Here is a 12,705-nt window from a genome sequence, read left to right on the forward strand (position 1 = left end):
CATCCCTGACGCCGGGTCTTTCCGCCGGGTCTCATGCCGCCTAGGCTGAGGCCATGCCCGAGCCGATCCTGAATCTGACCCGCGAGGTGTTCGCCCTGTGGCGCCGGTTCGACTGGCTGCCGGAATGGGCGGTGATCGGCCTGGTCATCCTGGTCACGGTGGCGGTGGGTCTGATCGCCAACAGCATCGTGTTCCGCATCCTCACCTTCGTGGTGCGAAAGCGCGATCTGTTCTGGCGCGGCGTGGTGGCGCGGGCGCGCATGAAGGTGCGGCTGGCGGTGCTGATCATCGCCTTCGCCCTGGCCATCACCATCTCGCCGCTGGACCCGGAAACCAGCGAGTTCATCCGCCGCACCCTGCTGTTCGCCTTCATTCTGGTGACCGGCTGGATGGCGGTGGGGGCCATGGACATGTGGGCGGTGGTCTATCTGCGCCGCTTCAACATGGCGTCCGAAGACAATCTGATCGCGCGAAAGCACGTCACCCAGACGCGCATTCTCCAGCGGGTGGCGGCCCTGCTGATCGCCCTGATCACCGTGGCGCTGGCGCTGCTGACCATCCCCGACGTTCGCCAGTGGGGTCTGTCGCTGCTGGCCTCGGCCGGGGTGGTGGGCATCGTCGCTGGTCTGGCGCTTCAGCCGTTCCTGACCAATCTGATCGCCGGTGTGCAGATCGCCACGGCCCAGCCCATCCGCATCGACGACGCGGTGATCGTCGAGGGCGAGTTCGGCAATATCGAGGAGATCACCTCCACCTATGTGGTGGTGCGGCTGTGGGACTGGCGGCGCATGATCCTGCCCCTGACCTATTTCATCACCACCCCGTTCCAGAACTGGACCCGCGACAGCTCGCGCCTGATCGGCTCGGCCTTCTTCTTCGTGGATTACGCCGCGCCCATCGACCGGCTGCGCGAGGCGTTCGAGGCGATCGTCAAGGCATCGCCCCACTGGGACGGCGACGTCATGGTGCTTCAGGTCACCGACATCACTGAGCGCACCTTGCAGGTCCGGACCCTGATGAGCGCCAGAAACGGCGGCGCCGCCTTCGACCTGCGCTGCGAGGTGCGCGAGAAGCTGATGGCCTTCATGCGTGATGAATGCCCACAGGCCCTGCCGCGCGAACGCTTCGCCGCCGAGGACGTCAGTCCGTCGGCCCAGGGCCATCCCGCTCAGCCAGAAGCACGCGCCCCAGACTGACCGCCGCGTCGATTGACCTGACGGATTCGGCGTCCGGCGTCGCCGCTCCGCAGGCGACCTCGAACAGATCGCCCATGTCGCCGCCGGGGCTGACCGGCGTGGCGGGTGTGGAATCCGGCGTGACCGGTCCCTCGGTCCCGTCCTCGCCCAACGAGGCGAAATCCAGCCGATCCCCCGTGCGTCCGGCGCAGTCGAAACGCCAGTTGGACCAGCCGCCCGCGTAGGCGCGACCGCCCGCCTCGAAGCCCGGCTCCACCACCTGCAGCGCCCGGATCGTCACCACCTCGCCCTCGCGCTCCAGACTGGCGCGGTCTGCGAACACGGCGAAGCGTCCGACGCTGCTCAGCACCAGATCGTGGTCGATCAGCTGGGGCGCGTTGGTCTGAAGGGCGGCGGCGATAAGGATGGCGAGCATGGTCGTCGCCTAGCAGGACGCCGAACCCCGGCAAAGCGCCTTGGCCCTTCGCAGGCGGGATTGTGACGGCTATAGCCCTGTGATGATCGCGCGCCTCAGACCCGTCCCGTTCCATCTCGGCCCCGTCCATTTCGTCGGCATCGGCGGCATCGGCATGAGCGGCATCGCCGAGATCATGCTCAAGATCGGCTATCAGGTGCAGGGCTCCGACGCCAAGGCCAGCGCCAACACCGAGCGGCTCGAGGCCCTGGGCGCCCGCATCTTCATCGGCCACGACGCCGCCCATGTGGGCGAGGGGGTCTCGGCGGTGGTCTATTCGACCGCCGTGAAGGCCGACAATCCCGAAATGGTCGTCGCCCGCCAACGCCGCATTCCGTTGGTGCGCCGGGCCGAGATGCTGGCCGAGCTGATGCGGCTGCAGTTCTCCATCGCGGTCGGCGGCACCCACGGCAAGACCACCACCACCTCCATGGTCGCGGCCCTGCTGGATGCGGGCGATCTGGACCCCACGGTGGTCAACGGCGGCATCATCAACGCCTATGGCACCAACGCCAAGGTGGGCGACGGCGACTGGATCGTGGTGGAGGCGGACGAAAGCGACGGCAGCTTCCTGCGCCTGAAATCCACCGTGGCCATCGTCACCAACATCGACCCGGAGCACCTCGACCACTACGGCGACTTCGACGCCGTGCGCCGGGCTTTCGTGGACTTCATCGAGAACATCCCCTTCTACGGTTTCGGCGTGGTCTGCCTGGACCACCCGGAGGTCCAGAAGCTGGTGGCCACCATCGATAACCGCCGCCTCATCACCTACGGCGTGAACCCCCAGGCCATGGTGCGGGCCGAGCACTGCGACATGGGCCCCGACGGCGCCCGCTTCGATGTGGTGATCCAGGGCGCCGGCCTCGCCGCGCTGGAAGAGCCCCTGCGCATCAGCGGCCTCCACCTGCCCATGGCCGGCTGGCACAACGTCTCCAACGCCCTGGCCGCCATCGCCGTGGCCCGCGAGTTGGGGGTGGATGACGAGGCCATCCGCAAGGGCCTTGCCGGCTTCGGCGGGGTCAAGCGGCGCTTCACCACCACCGGCATCGTGGACGGGGTCCGCATCGTGGACGACTACGGCCACCACCCGGTGGAGATCGCCGCCGTGCTGAAAGCCGCGCGTCAGGTGGTGGACACCGCTGCCGGCGGCAAGGTGGTGGCGGTGGTCCAGCCGCACCGCTTTACCCGCCTGCGCGATCTGATGGACGATTTCTCCACCTGCTTCTCCGACGCCGACACCGTGCTGGTGGCCGACGTCTATGCGGCGGGCGAGACGCCCATCGACGGCATCGACAAGCACGCCCTGGTCGAGGGCCTGCGCCGCTACGGGCACCGCCACGTGATGCCGCTGGAAAACGCCGCCGTCCTGCCCCGCGCGGTGAAGGACGAAACCCACCCTGGCGACGTGGTGGTCCTGCTGGGCGCCGGCGACATCACCGCCTGGGCCTACGCCCTCCCGGCGCAGCTGGAGGCGCTGGGGTGACTTCTCATACCGCTCATCCCGGCGAAGGCCGGGATCCAGATCGTATGGCGAGGCGTCCGAAGGTTTGCATTGCCGGCTTTGGCCGGGGGTCCCGGTTTGTGATTTTGCATCTGGATCCCGGCCTTCGCCGGGATGAGCGGAGTTAAGTATGGCCTGGACGGATGCCTTGCCCACCGTGCGCGGCAAGCTGCTGCGGGACGAGCCGCTGGGTCCCTACACCTGGTTCCGGGTGGGCGGAAACGCGGACGTGCTGTTCATCCCCGCCGACGGCGAGGATCTGGCTGATTTCCTGAAGGCGCTGGACCCTGCCGTCCCGGTTCAGGTTCTGGGCGTGGGCTCCAACGTCATCGTGCGTGACGGGGGCGTGGAGGGCGTCGTCGTCCGTTTGGCCGGCCGCCCGTTCGGCGGCGTGACGGTGGAGGGCGAAACGGTCACCGCCGGCGCCGGGGCGCTGGACGCCATGGTCGCCCGCGCGGCGGCGAAAGCAGGCGTGGGGGGGCTCGAGTTCTATGCGGGCATCCCCGGCACCATCGGCGGCGCCCTGGCCATGAACGCGGGCTGCTACGGCGCCGAGACAAAGGACGTTCTGGTCTCCGCCTGGGGCCTGAACCGGGCGGGCGAGCGGGTCGCGTATCAACTGGCCGATTTCGGCTACACCTATCGCCATTCCGAGGCGCCCGCCGACATCATCTGGATCGAGGCGGTCTATCGCGGCCGACCCGACGACCCGGCGGCGGTGCAGGCCCGCATGACCGCGATCACCGAGCGGCGCGAAAAGACCCAGCCCATCCGCGAAAAGACCGGCGGCTCCACCTTCAAGAACCCCGAGGGCCATTCCTCGTGGAAACTGGTCGATGACGCGGGCTGGCGCGGCAAGCCGTTGGGCGGCGCGAAGTTCAGCGAACTGCATTCCAATTTCATGATCAATTTCGCCGACGCCACCGCCGCCGACATCGAGGGGCTGGGCGAGGCGGTCCGCGCCGACGTTAAGGATAAATTCGGCGTCGACCTGCAATGGGAGATCAGGCGCATCGGGCGGCCCGCCTGAGCGCGGAGCGCGACCAATGAACCGCCCGATCAAAGACCTCCACGTCGCCGTCCTGATGGGCGGCCTGTCCCCGGAACGGGAGGTGTCCCTGTCGTCCGGCCGCATGTGCGCCGACGCCCTGGAAGGGCAGGCGGCCCGGGTCACCCGCGTGGACGCCGGGCGCGACCTGGCCCAGGTGCTGGCCGAGCTGAAGCCCGATGTGGCCCTGAACGCCCTGCACGGCGTCTGGGGCGAGGACGGCTGCGTCCAGGGCATCCTCGAGACCCTGCAGATTCCCTACACCCATTCCGGCGTCATGGCCTCCGCCGTGGCCATGGACAAGGACAAGTCCAAGGCCGTGCTGAAGGCCGCGGGCATCGCCGTACCCGGCGGCGGCCTGTTCGACCGCCACGACGTCGCCGCCCGTCACGTCATCGCGCCCCCCTATGTGGTCAAGCCCAACGCCGAGGGGTCGTCCGTCGGCGTCTATCTGGTGCGCGAGGGCGCCAACCGCCCCATCAAGGAGGTGGGCGAGCCGGGCTGGACCTATGGCGAGCAGGTCATGGTCGAGCCCTTTATCCGGGGCAACGAACTGGCGGTGACGGTTCTTGGGGAAAAGTCCGGGCCGCGCGCCCTGACCGTGACCGACATCACGCCCACCAAGGGCTTCTATGATTATGAGGCCAAATACGCCCCGGGCGGCTCCCGCCACGTACTTCCGGCCGATCTGCCGGCCCATGTGTTCGAGGCGGCCCTGCGGATTTCCGAGCAGGCGCACGCCGCACTTGGTTGCCGAGGCGTGACCCGATCGGACTTTCGTTATGACGATCTTAACGACGATCTTGTTCTGCTGGAGGTCAATACCCAGCCCGGCATGACGCCGACCTCGCTCGCGCCCGAGCAGGCCGCCTTCACCGGGATGGCGTATGCAGATCTTGTACGGTGGATGGTGGAGGACGCCTCATGCCCGCGGTAGTGCGCGGCGGTCGGCGACAGAGTTCAAATCAGGCCCCCCGAAAGAGCGCTCCCAGGAAAGGCGCGCCGCGTCGGGGCGGTTCGCGCAACGCTCCTGCAACGCCCGGCAAGATGGCGGCGCTGGGGCGTCTGGACCTGTCGCCCCGCGCGGTGATCATCAGCTTCGTCGCCGGCGTCGTGCTGGTGGGCGCAGTGCTGTTCACCGGCGCGCGCGCGGATCGCATCGGCGCGTCCATCTCCAGCGGCGTGAACAATCAGCTGGCCGGCATGGGTCTGGCCCTGACCCGCGTGCACGTCACCGGCGCCTCCGACGAGGCCCGCCCTGCTATTCAGGCCGCTATCGACCTTCAGCGCGGCCAGCCCATCACCGCCGTCGACCTGGACGCCGTGCGCGCCTCGGTGGAGCAGGTGGGCTGGGTCCGCTCGGCCCGCGTGGTGCGCCTGTTGCCCGACACCCTCGTGGTGGCCGTGACGGAGCACGACCGTCTGGCCGTCTGGCAGACCGGCGGCCGCAACTATGTGGTCGACAGTACCGGCCAGGTGATCCCCGGGGCCGACCCCGGCCGCTATCCGCGTCTGCCGCTGGTGGTGGGGACCGGGGCGGCCGAGGCTGCCTCCGACATCTTGCCCCTGCTGCGTCAGCGACCGCGCCTGATGAGCCGCGTCGAGGCCCTGGTCCGCGTGGACGAGCGGCGCTGGGACGTGCGGCTCAGGGACGGCGGCGTCATCCAGCTGCCCGCGAGCAATCAGGAAGCCGCCCTCATCCAGCTGGATTCCATGGACCAGCGCGAGCGTCTGCTCGACCTCGGCTTCGAGCGCGTCGATCTTCGCGCCCCCGACGCCGTGGCCGTCCAGCCGACCGGCGAAGCGTAAGGGAGGGCCGCATGACGCGAGATCGAAACGAAGCGGGTCAGGTCATCGGCGCCCACAACCGCGCGCCGGTGGTGGCCGCGCTGGATCTGGGCCACGCCAAGATCGCCTGCTTCATCATGAAGCCCGAGGGCGTGCGCCACGCCGACCGCACCGTGCGCGTGGCTGGCGCCAGCCACGTTCAGTCGCGCGGCATCAAGGGCGGCGCCATCGTCAACATGGACGAGGCGGCCCAGGCCATCGGCCACGCCGTCGAGCGCGCCGAGCGCGCCGCGGGCGCGCCGGTGTCGGGCGTCATCGTCTCCACCGCAATCGGCCAGACCGCCAGCCACCGGGTGCAGGCCCGCGTGTCCCTGGGCGCCAATCCCGTCGGCGACGCCGACCTTGCCCGCGCCATCGCCACCGCTCTGGCCCAGATTCGCCTGCCCAACCGCCGCCCCATCCACGTTCTGCCCGTCGCCTGGTCCGTGGACGGCTCGCGCGGCGTGCGCGACCCGCGCGCCATGCGCGGCGCGTCCCTGGGCCTGGATCTGCTGGTGGTCTCCATGGCCGAAGGCGTCTTCGCCACCCTCAGTCATTGCCTCGAGCTGGCGCACCTGGATCTCCAGGGTGTCGCCGCCGCCCCCGTCACCGCCTCTCTGGCGGCGCTGGAGGAGGATGAGATGGATCTGGGCTGCGTCGCCATCGACATGGGCGGCGGCTCCACCTCCGCCGCCGTCTGGGGCGGGGGCAGCTTGCTGCACGTGGAAAGCCTGAACGTGGGCGGCGATCACGTCACCTCGGACATCGCCCGGGGCCTGTCCACCTCCAAGGCCGGCGCCGAGCGGCTGAAGACCCTGCACGGCTCGGCCATGGCCTCGCCCAATGAGGACCGCGAGATGCTGGAAGCCCCGCCGCGCGGCGAGGACGCCTCCGCCGGGCCCGTCATCGTGCCCCGCGCCATGCTCAAGACCGTCATCGCCCCCCGCGTGGAAGAGACGCTGGAGCTTCTGCGCGAACGTCTCAAGGCGTCAGGCCCCGGGCTTGAGCCCGGCACGGGCATCGTCCTGACCGGCGGTGCCAGCCAGTTGAACGGCGTGCGCGAACTGGCCGTGCGGGTGTTCGACCGCCCGGTGCGGCTGGGCCGGCCCCAGCGCGCGCCGCACCTGGCCGACGCCGCCTCCGGCCCCGCCTTCTGCTCCGCCGCCGGCGTTCTGCTGCGCGCCGCCTACGGCCCGCGCGAGTCCGTCTCGGCCCGCAAGCTGATGTCCCGTCAGCTCAGCGCCGCCGACGCCCCCCGTGTCCACTCCGGCGGCTTCATCGCCCGCGCGGCGGGCTGGCTGCGCGAGAACCTCTGACGCGCAAGACCGTCGCGCGATGGTCGTGAAAAAGGCCGACCGTTGCGAGACTGTGGCTAGATTGTAACATTACCGACGTCAGTTCGCCGCGAAGTCGCCTCAATGCTTGCTCGTGAGCCATTCGCCGCTAGTGTCCCTTCAGGGGGCGCATCAGCAGATGTCGGCGCCTGTCTGTGTTTCTCATCAGCTGAGCTCGGGTTAGACCATGAAAATAAATCGCAAACTGCTCCTCGGCAGCACGGCTTTCGCAACCGCTTTCGCGATTGCGGCTCCGGGCGTCGCCCAGGACGCTCCGCCGCCGTCCGGGGACGACGCGACCACGGTCGAAGAGATCGTCATCACCGGCTCGCTGATCCGTCGTGATCCGGCCAACGCGCCGACGCCGCTGATTCAGGTCGGCCGCGACGACATCCTGGAAACCGGCCAGACCACGGTCATCGACTACCTGGCCACGATCCCGGCTCTGTCCAACTCGCTGGTGCCCTCGGACACCACCGGTTCGGGCCTGAATGACGGCGGCCTCGAGTTCGCCAACCTGCGCAGCCTCGGCACCGGCCGGACCCTGACCCTGGTCGATGGCCGTCGTCACGTCGGTTCCTCGGCCGGTTCGCTGTCCGTCGACGTCTCGACCATTCCCCGCCTGCTGATCGAGAACATCGAGATCGTCACCGGCGGCGCCTCGTCGATCTACGGCGCTGACGCCGTTTCGGGCGTCATCAACTTCATCCTGCGCGACGACTTCGAAGGTCTCGAGATCGACGCCAACTACGGCATGATCAACTCGGAAGGCGAGGCCACGCGCCGCGTCTCGGCCCTGCTGGGTCAGAACTTCATGGATGATCGCCTGAACGTCTATGTTCACGGCGAGTACGAGCTGACCGACGAAGTCACCTCGCTGGACATTCCGTGGATCGCCAATGCGCCCTTCGTTCTGGGCGTCGACGCCGACCCCACCGCCGTTCCGTCGGACGGCATCATCGACTCGGCCCTGTTCACCGGCGTTGTCCGCATGGACCGTCCGCGCTGGGGTCAGACGACCCTGTTCGGCGGTCAGCGCGCCAGCGACCTGAACAATCCGAACGTGCCTTATGACGGCGGCGCTTGCGCCGGCGCCAGCATCAGCTCGCTGTGCTACGCTGTGACCCCGGGCCAGACCTTCTGGTACGAAGGCGGCGGCGCCCGTCTGGCCGACTTCGGCACCCGCGTGGGCAACACCGGCATCTCGCGGCCGTTCAACATCGGCGGCGACGGCGTCAATCCGTCGGACTTCTCCACCTCGTCGCGCCTGCCCGAGCAGGAATCGGCCCGCTTCCAGGCCGGCCTGAACTTCGCGGTGACGCCCAACGTCGATTTCTTCTTCGAGGCGAAATACGTCACCGAGGATTCGGACGACGTCGCGCAGCCGACGTTCTTCGACATCAACCTGCTGGACATCACCTACGGCCCCACCTCGGCGCCGGTTCTGCGTGGCGTTCAGGCCTTTGATCTGCGCTGGTCGGACAACGCCTTCCTGCCGCAGAACGTCAAGGACGCCATCGCCGCGAACACCGCTGAGGTCTGGGGCCCCCCGACTCAGGGCGGCGACAGCCAACTGCTCGGCGTGATCGCCGCGCCCTTCGCTCGCCACGTGATGTTCGGTCCCGAGCGGGCCCAGAACAACACCCGCGAAGTGACCCGTTTCGTGACGGGCTTCGAGGGCCGTATCGACAGCCTGGCGTTCGTTGACAACATCAACTGGGACATCGGCTACACCTACGGTGAGATGCAGAACGTCAACACCGAGATCGCGGTCGACTCCCAGCGCTTCCAATGGCAGGCTGACGCCGTGGTCGACACCGCCGGCGTCGTCGGCGCCGCAGGCGAAATCGTCTGCCGCATCCAGGTCATCGACGCCCTGGGTCTGCCGCTGACCGACTTTGTCCGCGGCGGCGACATCCGCGACACGGAATACGGTCGCAACTCGATCGACGAGTGCGTTCCGCTGAACGTGTTCGGCGCCGGCAACCAGACGGACGAGGCGCTGGCCTACTCCGCGGCCGAGATCAATGTCCGTCAGACCAACGAACAGCACCAGGCCCTGGCCCGCATCGGCGGTCAGCTGTGGGACTTCTGGGGCGCCGGTCCGATCGGCGTGGCTCTGGGCTACGAGTACCGCAAGGAATACACCGAAGGCATCGGCCGCAGCGCCGACACCGCCGGCCGCTTCCTGTTCCTCAACACCGGCCCCGACTTCCTGGGCGCCGAATACGAGAGCAACGAAGGCTTCGCGGAACTGTCGATCCCGCTGCTGCGTGACTCCGTCTTGGGCGAGTACGCCGAACTCAGCGGCTCCTACCGCTATTCGGACTACACGACCGTGGGCGAGGTGGACGTCTACGGGGTGAACCTGATCTATCGTCCGATCCGGGACATCACCTTCCGCTCGAGCTTCAACACCGCGGTTCGCGTGCCGAACCTGGGTGAGAACTTCAGCCCGGCGACCCAGACGTTCTTCAACGCCGTCAACGACCCCTGCGCCACGGCGGCCATCAACAACCCGGCCAACGCCGAGTTCCGGGACAACCGGATCCAGAACTGTACGGCTCTGGCGGCCCAGCAGGGCCTCAGCTTCGACTTCGCCGGCAATACGGCCACCAACACCGATGACTTCGTGCCGGTTTACGGTTCGGGCGTCGCCGGTGTGAACGCGGGCAACCCGTTCCTGGAGCCGGAAGAGTCGGAAAGCTTCACCTTCTCGGTGGTGCTGCAGCCGCGGTTCATCCCGAACCTGTCGGTCATCCTCGACTACTACGACATCGAGGTTGAGAACGTGATCGCGACGGTGTCGGCCCAGACGGCCGCCAACAACTGCGTGAACGGACCCAGCCTGAACGCCGCCGCCTGTAACACGATCTTCCGTAACGACCCGACCCCGGGCCGGGAGTTCTACATCGGCGCGCCGCAGGGCGATCCGATCGGCGGCTTCATTCAGGGCTCGATCAACTACGCCGCCCTGAAGACCGAAGGCATCGACTTCACCGTCAACTACGCGCTGGACACCTACGACTGGCTCGGACGTGACTGGGGTCGCTTCAGCTACAGCATGACCGGTCTGTGGCTGCTGAAGCAGGAGCAGTACACCAACGCGGACGATCCGACCGACGTCACCATCCTCGGTGGCCGTCTGTTCTACCCGCGCGTGCGTCTGACCTCGTCGCTGACCTATGCGCCGAACGACGCCTGGAGCGTGAACTGGACCGCCGACTGGCAGACCAGCCAGCCGATGGTGCTGCCGTCCTCCTTCATCGTGAACGAGGACTCCCGCCCGGCCAGCGAACTCGAGACGGGTGACTTCACTCGCCACGACTTCACGGTCCGCTGGAACGTCAACGACGATATCGCCCTGCGCGCCGGTGTCGTGAACGCGTTCGACAACAACCAGCACCCCTGGCTGGGAACGACGCTCTACAGCAACTTCGACCCCTACGGTCGTCGCTTCTTCGTCGGCCTGAACTACCGCCTCTGGTAGGATCAGCCGATCCGGAAACGGGAAAGGGCGGTCCTTCGGGGCCGCCCTTTTTCTTTGCCTCTTCGGGATCGGCGAACGCCGAAAGGCCTTTTCATTTCCCCGACTCAGGCTAGGGGGTAACCATCTCTTAACGTTGATGGTTCTTTCATTAACGCAGGGTTCGGGCCCATGTGATTCGCGGGGGTGTGTCGCGCAGGGTTCCGGTACAAACGGGTCGGAAGGTCGAAACGCAAATGTCGCTGTCGCTGGTGAAGCCGCAACACACTGAACTCAAGCCCCGCATCGTCGTGTTCGGTGTCGGGGGCGCCGGCGGCAACGCCGTCAACAACATGATCGACGCCGGCCTCGAAGGGGTCGAGTTCGTCGTGGCCAACACGGATGCGCAGCATCTGTCGTTCGCCAAGACCGACCGCCGCATCCAGCTGGGCGCCACCATCACCCAGGGTCTGGGCGCCGGCGCGCATCCGGAAGTGGGCATGAACGCCGCCGAGGAGTCCGTGGACGAGATCCACGAGCATCTGGAAGGCGCCCACATGGTGTTCATCACCGGCGGCATGGGCGGCGGCACCGGCACCGGTGCGGCCCCCGTCATCGCCAAATGCGCCCGTGATCGCGGCATCCTGACCGTGGGCGTGGTCACCAAGCCCTTCACCTTCGAGGGCCGCCACCGCATGCGCCTGGCCGACGCCGGCATCGCTGAGCTGCAACGCTACGTCGACACCCTCATCGTCATCCCGAACCAGAACCTGTTCCGGGTCGCCAACGAGAAGACCACCTTCGCCGACGCCTTCGGCATGGCCGACCAGGTGCTGCACTCGGGCGTGCGGTCCATCACCGACCTGATGATCCTGCCGGGCCTGATTAATCTGGACTTCGCCGACGTGCGCGCCGTCATGTCCGAAATGGGCAAGGCCATGATGGGCACCGGCGAGGCCTCCGGCGAGGACCGCGCCCTGCTGGCCGCCCAGAACGCCATCGCCAACCCCCTGCTGGACGAGACCAGCCTGAAGGGCGCCAAGGCCGTGCTGGTGAACATCACCGGCGGCATGGACATGACCCTGATGGAGGTGGACGAAGCCGCCAACGCCATCTCGGCCGAGGTGGACATGGACGCCAACTTCATCTTCGGCGCCGCCTTCGACCCGGCGCTGGAAGGCAAGCTGCGCGTGTCCGTGGTCGCCACAGGCATGGACGAGGAAGCCACCCAGTCGATCCAGCCGCCGCAACAGCGCCCGGTGGAAACGCCGCGCGCCCCGGCCGCGCCGACCGCCGCCACCAGCTACGCCGCCGCCACCCGTCATGAGCCCATGACGGCCCGTGAGCCCGCCGCCCCGGCCTACGCCCGCGAGCCGGTCCAGCCGGCCGCCCAGGCCCCGGCGCCCCAGCCCAAGGTCGAGGCCGACCCGATCATTCGTCCGGCCCAGCCCGCCGCCGCCTCGGCGGACCCCGAGCGCGTCATCGGTCGCATCGTCGACCCCTCGGTGGATGACTATGAGGACGAGGCGTCCGACTCCGAGCAAGGCGATCTGTATTTCGACCGTCGTCCGGAGCCCGCCCCCGCGCGCCGGTCGGCCCCGCAACCGGCCCAGCCGGCGCAATACGCCGACGACAGCCTGTTCGAGAACCAGGAGCCCAAGCGCGGCTGGAGCCTGTTCGGCCGCGGTCGCCGCACGACCCAGAGCTACCAGCAGGAAACGCCCGCCCCGGCTACGCCCCAGATGCGCCCGACCCAGCAGGCCCAGCCCTTGGACGAGCCGCAGCAGACCCAGGCCGACGACGATCTGGAGATCCCGTCCTTCCTGCGCCGCCTGGCCAACTAATTCGTAACCATCGCGATCCCTTGCGGCGCAAG

At 68.1% G+C, this 12,705-nt stretch carries 9 protein-coding genes; 8 read left to right on the plus strand and 1 reads right to left on the minus strand.

Annotated features, from left to right (window positions below; genetic code table 11):
• Window positions 1-53 precede the first annotated feature (53 nt).
• On the plus strand, window positions 54-1,196 hold the full coding sequence (locus ACI8U3_RS01310; RefSeq protein WP_415013052.1) for a mechanosensitive ion channel family protein: 1,143 nt from the start codon (window positions 54-56) through the stop codon (window positions 1,194-1,196).
• Here the strand turns inward: ACI8U3_RS01310 and ACI8U3_RS01315 are convergent.
• Window positions 1,141-1,611: a surface-adhesin E family protein gene (locus ACI8U3_RS01315; protein WP_415013053.1), complete on the minus strand. Its 471-nt coding sequence runs from the start codon at window positions 1,609-1,611 to the stop codon at window positions 1,141-1,143. The two genes, ACI8U3_RS01310 and ACI8U3_RS01315, sit on opposite strands and share 56 nt — an antisense overlap.
• A gap of 82 nt (window positions 1,612-1,693) precedes the next feature.
• On the opposite strand from ACI8U3_RS01315, the gene murC reads away from it, so the two are divergent.
• The 7 genes from murC to ftsZ all read left to right on the plus strand — a co-directional run bounded on the left by murC (window position 1,694) and on the right by ftsZ (window position 12,673).
• The gene (gene murC, locus ACI8U3_RS01320) at window positions 1,694-3,136 is read left to right on the plus strand and encodes a UDP-N-acetylmuramate--L-alanine ligase (protein WP_415013054.1); all 1,443 of its coding nucleotides are present in this window, start codon (window positions 1,694-1,696) and stop codon (window positions 3,134-3,136) included.
• A 148-nt stretch (window positions 3,137-3,284) separates the two neighbouring features.
• Window positions 3,285-4,184, plus strand: a complete 900-nt coding sequence (murB, locus tag ACI8U3_RS01325) for a UDP-N-acetylmuramate dehydrogenase (protein ID WP_415013055.1) — start codon at window positions 3,285-3,287, stop codon at window positions 4,182-4,184.
• Between the two features lie 16 nt (window positions 4,185-4,200).
• Complete coding sequence (locus tag ACI8U3_RS01330) at window positions 4,201-5,139, plus strand: D-alanine--D-alanine ligase (protein ID WP_415013056.1); 939 nt, start codon at window positions 4,201-4,203, stop codon at window positions 5,137-5,139.
• Window positions 5,127-6,011 (plus strand): cell division protein FtsQ/DivIB, encoded by an 885-nt coding sequence (locus ACI8U3_RS01335; protein ID WP_415013057.1) that lies wholly within the window; start codon window positions 5,127-5,129, stop codon window positions 6,009-6,011. Before ACI8U3_RS01330 ends, ACI8U3_RS01335 begins: the two co-directional genes overlap by 13 nt.
• 11 nt (window positions 6,012-6,022) lie before the next feature.
• Complete coding sequence (gene ftsA, locus ACI8U3_RS01340; RefSeq protein WP_415013058.1) at window positions 6,023-7,345, plus strand: cell division protein FtsA; 1,323 nt, start codon at window positions 6,023-6,025, stop codon at window positions 7,343-7,345.
• A gap of 205 nt (window positions 7,346-7,550) precedes the next feature.
• Window positions 7,551-10,853 carry a TonB-dependent receptor domain-containing protein gene (locus ACI8U3_RS01345; RefSeq protein ID WP_415013059.1) on the plus strand — a complete coding sequence of 1,101 codons (3,303 nt, stop codon included), beginning with the start codon at window positions 7,551-7,553 and terminating at the stop codon, window positions 10,851-10,853.
• A gap of 233 nt (window positions 10,854-11,086) precedes the next feature.
• A complete protein-coding gene (gene ftsZ, locus ACI8U3_RS01350) occupies window positions 11,087-12,673 on the plus strand; it encodes a cell division protein FtsZ (protein ID WP_415013060.1) in 1,587 nt (528 codons plus the stop codon).
• Window positions 12,674-12,705: the final 32 nt, after the last annotated feature.

Origin of the sequence: Brevundimonas sp. (genome assembly GCF_047617075.1) — a bacterium.
Lineage (GTDB): Bacteria > Pseudomonadota > Alphaproteobacteria > Caulobacterales > Caulobacteraceae > Brevundimonas.